16 protein-coding genes and 1 pseudogene are annotated in these 15,869 nt (G+C 39.9%); 1 reads left to right on the forward strand and 16 read right to left on the reverse strand.

The genetic code is table 11. The features are described from left to right. Window positions 1-43: 43 nt before the first annotated feature. Genes ACZ5OK_RS10405 through ACZ5OK_RS10420 form a run of 4 tightly spaced genes read right to left on the reverse strand, consistent with a single transcriptional unit; the run spans window position 44 to window position 3,566 of the window. Window positions 44-373, reverse strand: a complete 330-nt coding sequence (locus ACZ5OK_RS10405; protein ID WP_343836651.1) for a hypothetical protein — start codon at window positions 371-373, stop codon at window positions 44-46. Beyond that, window positions 351-959 carry a CPBP family intramembrane glutamic endopeptidase gene (locus ACZ5OK_RS10410; RefSeq protein WP_343836653.1) on the reverse strand — a complete coding sequence of 203 codons (609 nt, stop codon included), beginning with the start codon at window positions 957-959 and terminating at the stop codon, window positions 351-353. The genes ACZ5OK_RS10405 and ACZ5OK_RS10410 overlap by 23 nt, the downstream gene beginning before the upstream one ends. A 2-nt stretch (window positions 960-961) precedes the next feature. Beyond that, window positions 962-2,509 (reverse strand): RecQ family ATP-dependent DNA helicase, encoded by a 1,548-nt coding sequence (locus ACZ5OK_RS10415; protein ID WP_343836655.1) that lies wholly within the window; start codon window positions 2,507-2,509, stop codon window positions 962-964. Next, window positions 2,502-3,566: a YpbB family protein gene (locus ACZ5OK_RS10420; RefSeq protein ID WP_343836658.1), complete on the reverse strand. Its 1,065-nt coding sequence runs from the start codon at window positions 3,564-3,566 to the stop codon at window positions 2,502-2,504. The genes ACZ5OK_RS10415 and ACZ5OK_RS10420 overlap by 8 nt, the downstream gene beginning before the upstream one ends. 182 nt (window positions 3,567-3,748) lie before the next feature. Between ACZ5OK_RS10420 and ACZ5OK_RS10425 the strand changes: the two genes are divergently transcribed. Beyond that, window positions 3,749-3,997 (forward strand): ferredoxin, encoded by a 249-nt coding sequence (locus ACZ5OK_RS10425; protein WP_044157866.1) that lies wholly within the window; start codon window positions 3,749-3,751, stop codon window positions 3,995-3,997. A 136-nt stretch (window positions 3,998-4,133) separates the two neighbouring features. On the opposite strand, the gene ACZ5OK_RS10430 is transcribed toward ACZ5OK_RS10425, so the two are convergent. The 12 genes and pseudogenes from ACZ5OK_RS10430 to ACZ5OK_RS10485 all read right to left on the reverse strand — a co-directional run bounded on the left by ACZ5OK_RS10430 (window position 4,134) and on the right by ACZ5OK_RS10485 (window position 15,821). Then, window positions 4,134-4,952, reverse strand: coding sequence for a hypothetical protein (locus ACZ5OK_RS10430; protein WP_343836661.1), 819 nt, complete (start codon window positions 4,950-4,952; stop codon window positions 4,134-4,136). Further along, window positions 4,942-5,479, reverse strand: a pseudogene (gene sigX, locus ACZ5OK_RS10435) (RNA polymerase sigma factor SigX). Before sigX ends, ACZ5OK_RS10430 begins: the two are co-directional and overlap by 11 nt. Before the next feature lie 243 nt (window positions 5,480-5,722). Next, window positions 5,723-7,483: an ATP-binding protein gene (locus tag ACZ5OK_RS10440; protein WP_343836666.1), complete on the reverse strand. Its 1,761-nt coding sequence runs from the start codon at window positions 7,481-7,483 to the stop codon at window positions 5,723-5,725. Further along, window positions 7,483-8,199, reverse strand: coding sequence for a response regulator transcription factor (locus tag ACZ5OK_RS10445; protein WP_343836669.1), 717 nt, complete (start codon window positions 8,197-8,199; stop codon window positions 7,483-7,485). Before ACZ5OK_RS10445 ends, ACZ5OK_RS10440 begins: the two co-directional genes overlap by 1 nt. 41 nt (window positions 8,200-8,240) lie before the next feature. Then, window positions 8,241-9,425 carry a c-type cytochrome biogenesis protein CcsB gene (gene ccsB, locus ACZ5OK_RS10450; RefSeq protein WP_343836671.1) on the reverse strand — a complete coding sequence of 395 codons (1,185 nt, stop codon included), beginning with the start codon at window positions 9,423-9,425 and terminating at the stop codon, window positions 8,241-8,243. Between the two features lie 27 nt (window positions 9,426-9,452). Then, window positions 9,453-11,081: a cytochrome c biogenesis protein ResB gene (gene resB, locus ACZ5OK_RS10455; RefSeq protein ID WP_343836674.1), complete on the reverse strand. Its 1,629-nt coding sequence runs from the start codon at window positions 11,079-11,081 to the stop codon at window positions 9,453-9,455. A 15-nt stretch (window positions 11,082-11,096) separates the two neighbouring features. Then, window positions 11,097-11,645, reverse strand: a complete 549-nt coding sequence (resA, locus tag ACZ5OK_RS10460) for a thiol-disulfide oxidoreductase ResA (protein ID WP_343836677.1) — start codon at window positions 11,643-11,645, stop codon at window positions 11,097-11,099. Between the two features lie 68 nt (window positions 11,646-11,713). Beyond that, window positions 11,714-12,448, reverse strand: a complete 735-nt coding sequence (locus ACZ5OK_RS10465) for a pseudouridine synthase (protein ID WP_343836679.1) — start codon at window positions 12,446-12,448, stop codon at window positions 11,714-11,716. 65 nt (window positions 12,449-12,513) lie between these two features. Then, window positions 12,514-13,047 carry a spore maturation protein gene (locus ACZ5OK_RS10470; protein ID WP_343836682.1) on the reverse strand — a complete coding sequence of 178 codons (534 nt, stop codon included), beginning with the start codon at window positions 13,045-13,047 and terminating at the stop codon, window positions 12,514-12,516. Further along, complete coding sequence (locus ACZ5OK_RS10475) at window positions 13,044-13,637, reverse strand: nucleoside recognition domain-containing protein (RefSeq protein ID WP_343836684.1); 594 nt, start codon at window positions 13,635-13,637, stop codon at window positions 13,044-13,046. The genes ACZ5OK_RS10470 and ACZ5OK_RS10475 overlap by 4 nt, the downstream gene beginning before the upstream one ends. After that, window positions 13,638-14,747: a D-alanyl-D-alanine carboxypeptidase family protein gene (locus tag ACZ5OK_RS10480; protein ID WP_343836686.1), complete on the reverse strand. Its 1,110-nt coding sequence runs from the start codon at window positions 14,745-14,747 to the stop codon at window positions 13,638-13,640. Between the two features lie 183 nt (window positions 14,748-14,930). Continuing rightward, on the reverse strand, window positions 14,931-15,821 hold the full coding sequence (locus tag ACZ5OK_RS10485) for a superoxide dismutase (protein WP_343836689.1): 891 nt from the start codon (window positions 15,819-15,821) through the stop codon (window positions 14,931-14,933). Window positions 15,822-15,869: the final 48 nt, after the last annotated feature.

Genomic DNA, 15,869 nt, shown 5'->3' on the forward strand with positions numbered 1-15,869 from the left:
ACAGCACCATAAAAATATATGACTGTTTACATTCCGAAAACCTTTAATGATCAAAGAAGATCCGTTCTCCAGCAGGATGGTCATTATTCTGATCCGATATAATCGGCTGCTTAATGTCCTCCCAATAATAGTATACGGGTACCCCTAAAACAAGGAGTACAAATAAAACGAGAAAAATTCTGAGTACCCACACATTCCATCGGATAGATTTCCGTTTCTCCTTCGCTTCCGGACGTTTATCCTTTTCTTTCGTTTTCCTGGCTGATGACCTCTTTTTCTTATGTACAGTGCTGCGTGGTGGCAGCTCATTCACATCGATTTCCTTTGAGTTCTCGCCTTCATACGCTGATTCAGCTGGTTTCCTCAACGCCATAAAGGTCACCCCATTTAAATTTAATGAAAAGCGCCAGAATAAAATCCACAAAAAAATGAGCTGTGATTGTGATAGCCAGGTTTTCAGTGATTTCATATATATATCCTATTAAAAAGCTGATACTCAATATGGAGATTAATAATACAGGTTTACGCAGATAGCGAAAGTGGATCAATGCAAAAAGTACGCTTGCTATTAAATAGCCAAATTCATGCTGGATAACGCCCCTGAACAGCATTTCTTCGGATAGTGCGACAAATAGTGTAATAAAGAAGATTTGAACAATACTGCGATTTTTAAAGATTCTTTCGTTGATTCCCCCATCATCGTAATAGGATTCCGGTAATAGCTCCATAAGAATAAGATCAACCACAACAATCGCCAATGCTGGTAAAAGACCGAATAAAAAGAGGTTGACGGGATCCCATTTAAGCTGGTGGAACCAATTATAAAAAGAATCAAATAAAAAGAAGCTGCTAACGATCGCAATCACAACAAAGATTCCCTGGGAAAAATAGAGATTGAATAATAGCTCTTTATCCGTCATGCGCTTAATCAGTTCGGCCTGATTCATTTGTTTTTTCACTTTTATGCCTCCTGGTGAAATAGCTTCCTAAGTTCAACCTCCCACCCCTCAACCCTTTCTTCTATTTGATGCTGAATAGGTGGATTCCATTTTGAGAAGGAAAAATCACAATGATCACAGCAATGGTACACTGGCTGCTGATAGCTTTCCTGGAAGGGCCTGTATAGATCCTTTCTCCGGCATCCAGTACTTTTTATCCAATCAATAAATTGGTACAACTTCTTTATTTTAATGGCTGCACGTTCTCTTAATAGGCTAAGTGTCCGTTGACATGTATTCTCCAGCACATCAGCCTCCAGGTGGAATTGCTCACCTGTAATAATCTTTTGCTGCTCAAGCTGGTATTTTAAGAAATTCCACTGCGTTTCGGTTAACTCATATTTAGCAATCAATTCCTCTTTAATGTCTTTTAAGGGAAGAGAAGTACTGTTTATCTTGAGTAAATCACCAAATATTTGCTCCACCTGTCTTTCTGTTGGGAGTTCCTGTTCAATTAAGCGTAATGGAATTTGTTCATCTCCCTCTGTATAAAGAGCAAGACTTACGCTCTCCTTTCCATCCCGGCCTGCACGGCCAACCTCCTGTATAAAGGATTCCAATTGCGTAGGCAAATGAAAATGGATAACTAGTCGAATGTCCTGCTTATCAACTCCCATCCCAAAAGCACTCGTACAGCAAATAACATCAAGCTGGTGATTCATAAATTGCTGTTGAATGAGTAGTCGATCCTCTGAACTCATTCCTCCATGGTAGTAGGCAACACGTGAATCGGGTAATTCCTGGTTTAATGTTTCACTGACTTTTTCACACCAGTTACGGCTTGAAAAATAGATCATCGTGGGAACCGGATTTTGCTTTAAAACCTGAACGATACGCCCCACCTTTTCCTGCCAGTGAGTTACATGTTCAATGGCAAATGCAATGTTTGGACGGTCCATAGGATAGATCCGTTTTTTCAGGTCAGGAATATCCAGAAAATATTGAATATCCTCCTGTACCTGAGGTGTAGCTGTTGCACTTAATGCCAGCACCGCGGGATTCCCAAGCTCCTTTATGCGATCCTTCAACTTTAAATAGTCCGTTCGGAATTCATGTCCCCATTGAGAAATACAGTGGGCTTCATCCACCACAAACAGGGATACAGATAAGGATTTTAAACGATGAAAAAAGTACGGATTTTGAAGCATCTCCGGAGAACAGTAAATGAGTTTATAGTCATGTAAATGCCTCAGGATATAGTCTCTCTGGTTATGGTCCAATAAACTGTTGATAGCTGTTACACGTTTAAATCCTCTGGCCTTTAACTGCTTGACCTGATCTACCATAAGTGATACAAGAGGAGAAACAACAATCGTGATTCCCTCCAACGAAAAGGCCGGTAACTGATAACACAAGGATTTTCCTGTACCTGTTGGTAATATCCCAAGAACACTCTGCCCGTGGAAAATATCTTTTATAATATCTAATTGCCCTTCACGAAATCCCTCATACCCAAACTTATTTTTTAATATGGATAACAATTTCATTTGATCCGGTTTATTTCTATGCATAGGCATAATCCCTCGATTGATAAAGTTTAGCCATTACGATACGAATCATAAAGTAACTAATAGATTCCGGCAATTGTTCTTTTATTACCTTTAAGCGCTTTGTATTTAATTCGCTTATTTTATTACGTATGATTTGTTCCGCCTCTGCTGAAACAAATGAATCCACAGGATAAGATGGATCAACATGGATGATTTCAACAATATGATCCTGAATGGTATTTACTTTAAGATTTCTTCTCCTGGATATCTGTTCGATCGTGTATCCCTGTTTCAATAATTTCCTGGTTTTTCCAGCAGAAGCTGTTAGGGGCAACTGCATTAATTCATGTGGGATAAATTCGCTTAAAGTTGGAAATTCTGTCTGATTCTGATGAACTTTATTAAGAATAAAGTGGATGGATGATTGAAGATACAGTTCTGCATCTTCAATGGTAAGATTCCACTTTTCTGCAATTTGCTGCTTACTCAAACCAATTTTTCGGAAGCCTGTCAGCGTTGCTACAAATATATCGGCGTGAAATGGCTGATGAAGCTTTAGTAATTGGTGTAACTCCTCATGCAGGGAAGCAAAGTGTGCATCCAGTTGATTTTTCTTTTTCTGATAGAAAGTCTTAACCCAAGTTGCAACTTCCCTCTGGTCATTAACAGGGATAAAATGAGAATGATTTTTTAGTAGGTTGGAAGCAGTTTGAATCCATAATAAAAGTCTCAACCGGAAATGCGGAGCAATGTGATGAAGATTAAAACCATCAAACCACGCAAGTTCAGGTTCCTGGCTCTTACGGATGCTAAGATAAGATTTCCCCGTGCTGGTTAGACTAACGGTTTCCTCACCCTTCCATTCAATATACTCATCCTTATGCAGTTTCAGGAGGCTGTTCCGGAATTGATTTTTCGTTAATGATTTCAGGATACCGAAAATGGGAGAGAGACCATAAGCTTTAGCATCCTGAATCGTTTGTGCTGAACGCTTTCCTTTCAATAAATGATAGATGGAAGAAAAGCTTTTTTCATCATCAATCCGGTCAATACAGGCTAATAAAATCGTCTGATACAATGGCCCCTCTCCTTTCGGCGCGTTTCGTTAAAATTCCCTGCGATTCTCTAATATTTGCTACTATATATCATATCAGTTGAAATGTGAATTTAACAGTTTTAAAATTTAATATACCGAAGAGAAGCGAAAATGCTTTTTTGCTTAAGATTATTTTTAGGAATTGCTTAGTGGAGGACAGAAAAATGTCAAAATACACCATTGTTGATAAAGAAACCTGTATTGCCTGCGGTGCATGCGGAGCGGCGGCACCAGATATTTATGATTACGATGAAGAGGGACTGTCCTATTGTTTGTTAGATGATAATCAGGGAATAACAGAAGTCCCTGAGCACTTAATAGAAGATATGGAGGATGCTCTGGATGGCTGCCCTACCGAATCTATCCGGATAGCGGATCAGCCATTTCATGGTGATCCGGATAAATTTGAGTAGACAAACCCTCATCGGGTGATCCAATATAACAGAAGCACCCCCATTACGTGGATGAAACGTGACCACTCATGGGGGGTGTTTTTAATAACTTATTGTATATGTGCCATATGATTTTATCCCACGCAACCCGGCAATCTTATTGATGTTCCTGCCTTAATAATTTTATAAATTCAATATCCTCTTTGTTCCAGGATGTCCTCACTACAATTCTGTCTTTGGAATTGAGTTTATACGTATACTCCTCACAGGTTGTATTTTCAAAACAGGATACAGATTCTTCATTCATGGGCCCACCTAACATTGTTCTTATTCCCTCTATTTTCTGTCTTAAGAACAATGGATGAATCGTCAGTTTTTGTTGCGTGTCCTGTAAATACCGGGGGATAAATGTAAACTCGTTTACCGTTTGACTGTTCTTTTTGAATTGTAATTTAATTCCATACCCTTCAGTGGAGTATTTTAGACTTCGTTGATTTTCAGTATCCTCATACTCCAGCGGGGAGCCAATTTCCTTAATAACTTCATCATAGGTCATCCCGATCTGCAAGCCTGAAATAGAGCGGGGTGCCGATTTATCCATTTCCGGCAAAGGAGAGGATTCCGCATCTCTACTTGCGTCATTCTCCTCAGGGCTCATCATTTTTAACTCATGGGAAGGAGTGCCGGTGTCCTCTGAAGATGCGCTTTCCTCTGAGCTGTTCTCCATATCCTGTGCCATGTCCGCAGTCGGGTTCTGGTTCGTGATTACAGAAATCAGGATGACAGCAATAAGCATCACAGCAGCGGTAGTCATCGCCGGAATCGTCCATACTTTCCTGTTTCTTTGCTTGTTTTGCGTACGTTGGAGTTGCTGCTGTACTTTCTTAAATAACTCCTCTTCGTCCTGATGGTCCTGGATTTTGGGCATTTGATTTAACATTTTTTCGATCTCATGGTTGTTTTCATTATTCTTCATACTTTTTGCCCTCCTCCTCTTTGCTCATCTGCATTCTTAACCGCTTAATCGCTCTATGCTGGGTGGTTTTCACCTTACTTTCACTCCAATTAAGGACTTCAGCCGTTTCCTTAATAGATAAAGCCTGAATATATCTTAAAATAATGACCGTCTGCTGATCGATGTTACACCTTTTTAAACATTGATACATATGGCGAATATCCTCATTCTCCATGGCAATTTCTTCTGGGATTTTGCCTGTATCCTCCAGCCAGTCACTTTTTTCATCAACCGTAAAAGACCCAATTATTCGCTTTTGCTTCCGTTTCTGTTTTCTGAAATAGTCGATGGCGATGTGTCTGGCAATTGAGATTAACCAGGTTTTTTCTGAGCTTTCCCCTTTAAAATTGTGGTAGGATTTTAATACTTTTACATATACCTCCTGAACGAGAATCCTCAGCCAGACTGCGGTCTTTTACCATATAAAACAAAAATTGAAACACGTCCTGATGATATTTATGATATAAATCCTGAAAGACTTCTTTCATGTTAAAGCCTCCCGCTTCTATCCATATAGTCGTATAAACGTAAAAAAAGTTACAGTACGGAATCTAAAAACTTCCTCCATATTTTAACATAATTAAGAAAAATACATCCTTAAAATTAGCCAAAAGAAAACCTTTGTCTATACCAGACAAAGGTTTTCTTTTTCATATGAAACAAAATTTTTCAGCATAATCTTCAACAATCTGATTTTTTCACTCAAAAACAAACAATCTTTCCCACTGTTTTTACAAGTTTCCCGGAATCGTAAACATAAAGGTTGTTCCTTCATTGCGTTTACTGTGTACGTCAATTGACCCATTATGAGCGTCTACGATATTTTTTGCAATCGCTAACCCCAATCCAGTTCCAGTATTCCCCATCTTCTTCACCCTCGATTTGTCTCCTTTATAAAAGCGTTCAAATACAAAGGGTAAGTCTTCTTCCGGGATACCAGTTCCGGAATCCTCCACACTGAACTCGATTTGATCTTCAACTGCATGCACGTGTAATTGAACCTCTCCACCCGTGTCGCTGTGACGAATAGCATTATCAATAAGGTTCGTCAGCACTTGCTCCATACGATCAGGATCGATACGCACGATCATTGTTTCCAGGTTAAAGTCATGCTTCAAGTTAATATCTTTCTCCTGAGTCATTCCTTTAAACTTATTAACCACTTTATTTAAAAAGGATTCCAGTTCAATTTCCTGTATATTAAGCTGTATATGTCCAGCTTCCATTCTTGCCAGATCCAGCAGCTCATTTACGAGTCTGCCCATACGCAGGGATTCATCATGAATAATCTGAGCAAGCTCATTTTTCTCCTCTTTTGAGTCAGCCACTCCATCCACAATGGCTTCACTGTATCCCTGCAGCATTGAAATCGGTGTTCTTAGTTCATGGGAAACATTTGCAATAAAGTCTTTTCTTAGTTTATCAAGCTGTCTTTCTTCCGTCATATCCCTTATAACTGCAACAGCTCCCCGAATATAAAGCTGATCGTATAAAGGGGACATGATTACGACGAATGATCTTCCCTGCAGGTGAAATTCCTGTGTGACTTCTTCCTGCTCAGATGCAATTACCCGTTCCAACGTTGATTGCAGCTCCAAGGGTGTTGCTTCTTCACCAGCCTGCTTTCCATTTTCATAAGTCAATAATGATAGAAAGCGCTCAGCTGGAGGATTCGTAACGAGCATTTCCCCACTGCGATTAAAGGTAATGACACCATCCGCCATGGAAGAGAGAATACTGGACAGCTGTTCCTTTTCCTGATTTAACGCCTGAATGTGGTATTTTAATTGTCTGCCCATACGATTAAACGCAATGGCTAATTCTCCAATTTCATCTCTGGTTAAAATCGGTACTTTTGTATGAAATTCGCCTTTTGCCAATTCTAAAGCTGCCTTACGCATCTTTATTAGAGGCGCGGTAATTCTGGTTGATAAAAAGAACGCAAAAAATGTTGTTAAAACAATGGCAATACCTGCAGCTACAAAAATAAGTGTTGTTGTCTGGGAAGTGGTTTCTTTTACAATGTCCAGTGATTCATAAACAAATACTGCACCTTCCCTGTTCTCAAAAGGTTGTCCTACGATAAGAATTTCACGATCTGTTTCTGGTAAGGTTGTCTTTTGATAGGTTGAATCCTCATGGTTCAATACCTGCTTAAATTCCTCATTTGAATAAAACCAATTGATATCCAGGCTTTCCAGCTCCTGATCGTTACTTGATGAAATCCAATAGTCCCCTCGGCTGAATACTAAAACCACTCGTTTGGATGGATCGGTAATTTGCTCTATGGTTGAGGTCATCAGACTACGATTATCATTTCCATTTATAATGCTTATAACTTTTTCTGTATCCTGTTCCAGCTCTTCTCTTGCCTGCGTCTCATGAAAATTTTGAAAGAACTGCAGCAAAAAAATCGTCAGGGTAAGGAGCACAAAAGAGAAAAAAAGTAAAATGGTAAACCATAGTTTAACAACAACACTTCTCCAGAACATTACTCTTGCTCAACCTCGAATTTATACCCGACACCCCAGACAGTAACAATCATTTTTGCAGCATCCTTTGAAACTTTATTTAATTTCTCTCTTAGCCTTTTGACATGAGTATCAACTGTTCTCAAATCACCAAAAAACTCATAATTCCATACCTCTTTTAATAAATCTTCTCTGGCGAACACTTTGTCCGGTGATCTTGCCAGGAAAAAGAGCAGTTCATATTCTTTTGGTGTTAAACTGACTTCTTTATCATCGGCTGTAACCCTATGAGCATCCTTTTGAATTGTGAGATGCGGGAACACAAGCACATCACTGGTTTTAGTCTGAGTCTGCACAAAATTGGTTGTTGAGGAACGTCTAAGTAAAGCCTTTACTCGCAAAACAACTTCTCTTGGACTGAAAGGTTTTACGATATAATCATCTGCACCAACCTCAAGTCCGTGAACACGGTTCGCTTCTTCCCCTTTAGCCGTCAGCATAATAACAGGCGTACTTTTCTTTTCCCGAAGCTCTGTACAAACCTCTTCACCATCCATACCAGGCATCATGAGATCAAGTAATATTAAATCGTAGTCGTCTTCCAACGCTTTTTGAAGAGCTTCTTTTCCATCCTCTGCTTCCTCAATTTGAAAGTCTTCTCTTTCCAGGTACATCTTTAATAGCCGTCTGATTCTTTCTTCATCATCAACTACCAGAATTTTCGCATTCTGTTCCATTCTCAATATCCCCCCTTAACGTAGCTTAAAAATCCGTGAATTTAAGATGCATAAGAGTGCAATCCGGAAATAACAAGGTTTACAACAACCAGGTTAAACATAATAATGGCAAAACCAATGACGGCCAGCCACGCTGATTTCTCCCCATGCCATCCTCTTGATAACCGCAGATGCAGGAAGGCTGCATAGAAAAACCAGGTAATAAGAGCCCAGACTTCCTTAGGATCCCATCCCCAGAAACGGTCCCAGGCCTCCTGCGCCCATATGGACGCGAATATAAGACCGCCTAAAGTGAAGACTGGAAAGCCTATCGTTACAGCACGATAAGTAATCTCATCCAACAGCTCAGGATTTGACTTTTTAACACGTGGCTGAAGAGCTGCTGTAATTCTTTTTCGAAAAATAAGTCTTAACAGGCCGTATAATACCAGACCGCCAAGCAGTGACCAGATAAGAGAATTCAATTTACGCCCCGCTTCTGCTCCATTCATCCAGCCAGGTGCTTTAAACAAAGGTGACATTTTATCCTCAGTCAGCATTACCCCGTCATTAGGAGCGGCAATCGCCGGCATACTGTACACTACAGTTGTTTCTGTTTCTGAATGTTGAAATTCTATGCTGTAATCCATTGCACCGAAAGTAGTAGAGACAGCCACAAAAGCAATCACACTCAAAATCGAATACATAATAAACTCCAGCCAAAAAGTCTTCTTACTTCTTACGGTCTGGTCAACTTGTCGAATTAAATAAATTAATCCTGCACCAAAGCTTACAGCCAGAATGCCTTCACCAAGAGAAACGGTTGTCACATGGATATATAACCAATGAGATTTCAAGGACGGTACTAACGGTGAAATCTCCTGCGGGAATACACTCGCATAACCGATGACAACTACGGATACAGGTAAAATAAACAATCCTAATAAGTCAACCTTGTAAATGAAATACAAAATAATAAACGCAAAGACCAGCATCATGCCAAAGAACGTCATGTACTCAAACATATTGCTGACTGGAGCGTGATGGCTGGCAATCCACCGGGTTATAAAATAGCCAATCTGGGATATAAATCCAATGATGGTTAAGACAATCCCCACCGTTCCTGCCTTGGTCTGTTTATGCTCCTTATTTTTATCTCTTATGGTAAATGCAAAGAAAACGATAGCCACCATATAGATGATAAATGATGCAAATAAAAAGTTGCTGCTTATCGATACATAATCCATAATGATGATCCTCCTTAAATGCTACTGCTACTTCAATTCCTGCTGATCATCCGGAATGTTAAAATCTGTTCCTTCCAGGGACGATTCAATATCTTTTTTCAAGCCATACCAGTTTTTATTGGTATGTGCCGCTATCCATACCTCATTTTCCCTCGGATGGATCCAAACTCTGCGGTGGTACCAATACATGCCCTGGACAACGCCAATCATGAATATAATCGCTCCAACCGCGAAAAATGGAAGGGTGTGATCCCGTTTTACTGTCAATCCTGTCACATCCCTCATATCCACACCTGTAATACTAATCTTGTACTGATTATTATTATGAGGATTTAAATTTGCTCCTATGGTCAGGAAATTCACTTCATAATCTTCAATATCAGGACCATACACAAAGAAAATAAAAGCAGGTTTCTTAGGATATTTTGATTTGGTATCAGGCACTCCCTCTTCCATGAAAAATTCCGGGAAATAATCGTCCACAACAACCCGATATCCATTTCCAAGGTCATACTCTTTTTTAGGGTTGTTCATATCAAAGGTGAATTCCCCAATAGGTGATTCGTTTTCATCATCACTGAGATGCAGCTTAAATGACATAGATTGAAATTCGTTCAATTGATAACTTGCCTGATATAATGAAATGTCCTCTACTGTTAACGGTTCATTAACACGAATTTCCCCTTCATTAACTTTTGTTAACTCCGGATCCTGCCCTGGAATGGTATCTCCCTTCACTTTATAAATTTCAGCCTTCGTTTCATAATTACTTGGAATCATTTCTCCATTTTTTTTGATTGCTTCGGCATATCTTTCATCGTTTTCATCATATACATCCATTATAAAGTCGTTGTTTTTTATAAAGTACTGACCGTCTGTTTGCGGGATGAGCTTCGTTTCTCCTTCTCTTACCCAAACATAATCTTCAATATAAAAGAAGGACATCGAGCGTAGTATAGCAGCGATCAGTACGATAATTAACCCAATATGATTCACATATGGTCCCCATCTGGAGAACCGGCCTTTTTCTGCTAAAATATGTCCGTTCTCTTCAGATATCCTGTAACGTTTCTTTTTCAGACGGGAGACAACCTGATCGATGTCCGCCTGCTTTACGTTTTCCGTTTTTCCAAATAAACGCTGTCTGCGGATAAAATTACTGTGCCGTTTCGGTTTTTGTCGTTTTAAAGCACGATATAACGGAACAACACGATCAATACTGCAAATGACCAGAGATACTCCGATGGATGCAATTAAGAGTATATACCACCAGGAGGAATACAGGTTATGAAATCCCAGTTGATAATAAATTTGACCAAATAATCCGTATTCATCTCTGTAATGATCAGCTGCTTCAACATTTTGAGGTATGTACATTTCCTGGGGCAGAATCGTACCAATAATGGATGCAATCAGGGTTAATACGATTAACCAGACCCCTACTTTTACAGAAGAAAAGAAAATCCAGATTTTGTCGACCACCGTCTGGTTTCTGGTTTTGGATCTTCTTGCACTTCCTTCATAACGCATATTTAAAAGCTTACTTTTTTCATTTCCATCAATGTGCTGATTTCGTTCAATAGGTTTTCCACAAGCCTCACATAAAACAGTGCCTTCCGGGTTTACGTGCCCGCATTCGCATTTTATTTCATTCATCCGTACTCATCCTTTTTATTTCTCACTCTCTGGTACAATCTCATTTAAATACCCTTCAAGCCGGTCCAGTGTTAATGCTCCCAATACCTGTCTTTCAACTGTACCGTCCGGATTAATAAAGAATGATGCCGGGAGATCAAAGACACCATAAGCTTCCATTACTGTACCGTTTTTATCATGAACAATGGGAAATGTGAGATGATTCTTGTCAATCCAGTTTCTGATACGCAGTTTCGTTGCATCAAGACTTACAGCTACAATCTCTACACCTTTTTCTTTATATTCAGGATACAGTTTTTGCATATAAGGCATTTCCTCTTTACAAGGGTCGCAATAAGTGGCCCAGAAATTCACCATGACCCCTTTCCCTTTTAAATCCTCCGACAAATGAATTGCACCTTCTCCATTTACCTGCTCAAGCTCAAAAGGAGGTGCCTGGTCACCATCTGCTACCGCCTCTTTGTCCTTCATGAAGTTGGAAACCAATGCAAAAACGACAGCACCAAGTAAGATGGCTAACACAATACTTCTGAATATAAATCGCTTCTTTTTCTTATTGGACATACGCAGACCACTCCCTTTGGGTCATTATACGACGAAGTGAATTACCGTTTTGTAACAAATTATGAAAATTATTTAACATTTTTTTCTGCATAAGTTTTTAATTGCTTGATTTCATGAGGAGTAAGCTCCCGATAATCCCCCGGGTTCATTCCATGCAGGTTCAGAAAACCATACCTTTCCCTCTTGAGTTTTAAAACCGGGTAGCCTAAGGACTCCATCATCCTCCTGATCTGCCGGTTTTTCCCTTCATGTAATGTGATTTCTAATATGGCTCTGTTTTTCTTATGATCTACGGACAAAATCCGATGTTTAATGGCTTTCAGATTTTCACCCTTATCGTTTATTCCTGACTTCAGTGGTTTTAAATCCTCTGGTGCAGGAATTCCCTCTACTTTTGCAATATAAACTTTATCCAGCTGATATCTCGGGTGCATAAGCTGTTGGGCAAAATCACCATCATTCGTTAGAAGCAATATCCCTGAAGTATCGTAGTCAAGTCTTCCTATTGGAAAAATTCTTTCTTCTATTTCAGGAAGTAAGTCTGTGACCACTTTACGATTCCGGTCATCTTTCACACTTGAAATGACACCTCTGGGTTTATAAAGAAGAAGATAGATAGGTTCTTCCTTTTCAAGAGGGATATTGTTTACTTCGATTGTATCATCAGGCTTTACTTTTGTCCCCAATTCGGTTACTGTTTTTCCGTTAACTTTAACCTTACCTTCCGTAATTAACGCTTCTGCTTTTCGTCTGGATGTATATCCACTTTTAGCAATCGCTTTTTGAAGTCTTTCCAATTCCATAATGTCACCTGCCCTTGATGTTTAATCATTCGATATGTAAGAAAGCGTTAACCATTGTTAACGCTTTAGAATCCAAAGATATAAGTACATATCATAATCGATGCTATTATACCAATAAGGTCAGCTAAGAGTCCAACTTTAAGCGCATCCCCCATCTTTTTTATTCCAACAGCACCAAAATAGACAGTTAGAACATAAAGGGTCGTATCTGTACTTCCCTGCATAGTGGAAGCTAGCTTTCCAATAAAAGAATCAGGTCCAAATTCCTTTATTAAATCAGTGGTAACAGCCAGTGCAGCTGTTCCGGATATAGGACGAACAGCTGCAAGAGGAACAATATCGCTGGGTATTCCCAGTATTTGCAGCAAGGGGGAAATTAATGCAACAAAACCCTCCATCGCTCCTGACGCTCGAAAGATGGATATGGCAACAATCATTCCTAACAAAAAAGGAAGAAGGGATATAGCCATGCGCACCCCTTCTTTACCCCCTTCCACAAATGTTTCATAGGTTGGAACCTTCCTAATTGTCCCTGCAATCAGCACGATTAATATAATAAACGGGATAATCCATGTACTAATAGTCGTTATCACACTCATGACTTATTCCTCCGTACCCTTCGATAATAGAAAAAACGGTCCACACAAAGGGCGCCAATGGTTGAAATGCCCGTAGCAAGAATGGTTGTCCCTACAATTTCTGTTGGATTGGCAGAGTCGTATTGCATTCGAATAGCAATGACAGTTGTGGGAATTAAAGTAACACTTGAGGTATTTAAGGCCAGAAATGTAACCATTGACCGTGAAGCCTCAGTTGAATCGTTGTTTATCTTTTTCATTTCCTCCATCGCTTTGATTCCCAGGGGAGTTGCTGCATTTCCGAGACCGAACAGGTTTGCGGAAAAATTGGATAAAATATATCCCATAGCTGGATGTTCAGGCGGGATTTCCGGGAATATCCGTTTAAAAATGGGCTTAAATAAGTTGGCCAGTCCTCTTAACAGACCTGCATTTTCAGCAATTCGCATAATGCCCAGCCAAAAGACCAGTACACTTATTAATCCAATGGCAAGCATAACCGCTTCATCCGCGCTTTCAAAGATTGCCTCATTCACCTCGTCCATTGTTCCATTAAACATCGCATAAATAATTCCTGTAACAGCCAGGAAGACCCAGATTAAATTAACCATTTATAAAACCCCATTTAACTGATGAAATAAGTCTTTTACTTTATCAAACAGGCTTTCCTCTTTTGGCAGTACGGGCTCTTTAATAATATTTCTCTCTGCTAAAACCTGATCATTTAAGGTATATACTCTTTTTCCGATCACCTCATCATCTGACACTCGAAAATCTTCTTTTATATAAGTCTTACTTTCTATCTTTTCGGACTCTTTTTTGGATAACGGCAGAACGACAGGGTTTACGATTTCGGCTGACACGGTGCTCCCACCAGGAAGTGAAAGCTCAATCTGTCCCATATCACGAATCAGCTGTAAATCAAAGGAATTGAACCCCCATTCATACAGATGAGTATGATCATCCCAATCTTTCCGATCATTTAAAGTCACTACGATTAGCTTCATATCTTCTTTTTCGGCACTGGTAACCAGTGTTCTTCCCGCTTTCCTTGTATAACCGGTTTTTCCGCCAATACAGTAAGGATACCTTGTTAACAGCTTGTTCTTATTGTGCCATGGGAAGCGTTCATTTTCCCCCTTATACTTTTTCGTACCTGATATTTTTGAAAACGTCTTATTCTGCATGGCATACCTCATTAATAATGCCATGTCATATGCCGTGGAATGATGGCCATCAGCTTCCAGACCATGTGGGTTTGCAAAATGAGAGTCTGTCATCCCAATCCATTGCGCCTTCTGATTCATCAAATGGGCAAAGCCTGGTATACTGCCTCCTACGTGCTCAGCGATTGCTACGGCAGCGTCATTCCCTGACCTGAGCATTAATCCATAAACCAGGTCCTTCAGTTTAACTTTGTCACCCGCATCTAAATAGATCGAGGAGCCTTCTGTTCTCACCGCATTTTCACTCACTGTGACAGTTTCATTCAAATCACCATGTTCAATGGCTACAATCGCTGTCAGGATTTTCGTAATACTGGCTATACTTTTTTTCTGATGTGCATTCTTATCAAATAGAACTCTTCCGGACTCATACTCCATTAATACAGCATTTTCAGCCGAAACTCCAGGTGCAGCATGTGCAGTCGTTGGATACCAGGCAGTATATAGAAACGGAAGGATTATGATAATAATGAGCATTTTTTTGATGTTTTTCAAAACAAGTCCTCCATTTCATGGTGTTTGTACTAAAATATGAAGGAAAGGACGGGCTTATGACAAAAACAGAAGGGAGCATAAAAGTCAAATGCACAGACATGATTCTACTGCAGTTGAAGCCATAAAAAGTCATTAAAATATCCCTATCCATTTTTTGATAGGGATCAGTCTGAAGTATCCAATTCATGCTAAAGACCAGGTTAATTGCTTCGCCTGATTAAAACGGGTTTGGACGTCCTGCCAGTTTACAACCTTCCACCAGTTGTCTACATATTTCCCTTTATCCGTTTGGTACTGTAAATAATATGCATGCTCCCACACGTCTAATACGAGCAGCGGGATAACGTCCCAAAGGGCATACATATTGTGTTTTTCGATTGTCTGAATTGCAGCGCGACCAGAACGCAGCTCCCACACAAGCATGGCCCAACCTGTCCCCTGTACAGACTTTGCTGCATGGGTAAGAAGCTGTTTAAACCGTTTAAAGCTGCCAAAAACCTGATTGAGATGTGCAGCAAGCTCCCCTGTTGGCTTCCCGCCACCTTCAGGAGACATGTTATTCCAAAAAATGGTGTGAAGGAAGTGTCCGCTTCCATTGAACGACTGCTCTCTCATCCAATGCCTTAGCATTTGGCTATTTTGGGATTCACTCCATTTGTCGATCATTTGCTCCGCCTTATTTAAACCTTCTACATAACTCTTGTGGTGGACATCATGATGGAGCCGCATAATTTCTTCGGAGATTACCGGTTCAAGTGCATCATAATCATAAGGAAGAGGTGGAAGTCTATGTTCTCCTATCGGCACACGATTCGCATTTGGCTGCTCTCCTCGTACTGTTACGATGTCTTCCACCATTTCCTCACCACTCCTCTGAATGTGTTCCAGATCTTCCTGTGTCACAGACTGATGGTTTATTAAATACGTTTGTATATTGTTCCGCCAGTTTTTCATCCTGTTCTGTACAAATGATAGATCCACGTTTTTTCGATTATTTAATACTTTTTCTTCTACCTCATCTGCCCAATTTAACAAAGCATATAAATATTGTCTGGTTTGTGCATTCATCTTCATCACCTCGACATCATCATATGCCCAGGTCTTCCAAATGTGAAAAAGCTT

The sequence above is a fragment of the Salinibacillus aidingensis genome, assembly GCF_055393355.1.

What these genes read in the sequence shown, in the direction of transcription:
- ACZ5OK_RS10405 (WP_343836651.1), bottom strand. Translation starts at nt 373, where the DNA reads ATGGCGTTGAGGAAACCAGCTGAATCAGCGTATGAAGGCGAGAACTCA.
- ACZ5OK_RS10415 (WP_343836655.1), bottom strand. Translation starts at nt 2,509, where the DNA reads ATGCATAGAAATAAACCGGATCAAATGAAATTGTTATCCATATTAAAA.
- ACZ5OK_RS10425 (WP_044157866.1), top strand. Translation starts at nt 3,749, where the DNA reads ATGTCAAAATACACCATTGTTGATAAAGAAACCTGTATTGCCTGCGGT.
- ACZ5OK_RS10430 (WP_343836661.1), bottom strand. Translation starts at nt 4,952, where the DNA reads ATGAAGAATAATGAAAACAACCATGAGATCGAAAAAATGTTAAATCAA.
- ACZ5OK_RS10440 (WP_343836666.1), bottom strand. Translation starts at nt 7,483, where the DNA reads ATGTTCTGGAGAAGTGTTGTTGTTAAACTATGGTTTACCATTTTACTT.
- ACZ5OK_RS10445 (WP_343836669.1), bottom strand. Translation starts at nt 8,199, where the DNA reads ATGGAACAGAATGCGAAAATTCTGGTAGTTGATGATGAAGAAAGAATC.
- ccsB (WP_343836671.1), bottom strand. Translation starts at nt 9,425, where the DNA reads ATGGATTATGTATCGATAAGCAGCAACTTTTTATTTGCATCATTTATC.
- resB (WP_343836674.1), bottom strand. Translation starts at nt 11,081, where the DNA reads ATGAATGAAATAAAATGCGAATGCGGGCACGTAAACCCGGAAGGCACT.
- resA (WP_343836677.1), bottom strand. Translation starts at nt 11,645, where the DNA reads ATGTCCAATAAGAAAAAGAAGCGATTTATATTCAGAAGTATTGTGTTA.
- ACZ5OK_RS10465 (WP_343836679.1), bottom strand. Translation starts at nt 12,448, where the DNA reads ATGGAATTGGAAAGACTTCAAAAAGCGATTGCTAAAAGTGGATATACA.
- ACZ5OK_RS10470 (WP_343836682.1), bottom strand. Translation starts at nt 13,047, where the DNA reads ATGAGTGTGATAACGACTATTAGTACATGGATTATCCCGTTTATTATA.
- ACZ5OK_RS10475 (WP_343836684.1), bottom strand. Translation starts at nt 13,637, where the DNA reads ATGGTTAATTTAATCTGGGTCTTCCTGGCTGTTACAGGAATTATTTAT.
- ACZ5OK_RS10485 (WP_343836689.1), bottom strand. Translation starts at nt 15,821, where the DNA reads ATGAAGATGAATGCACAAACCAGACAATATTTATATGCTTTGTTAAAT.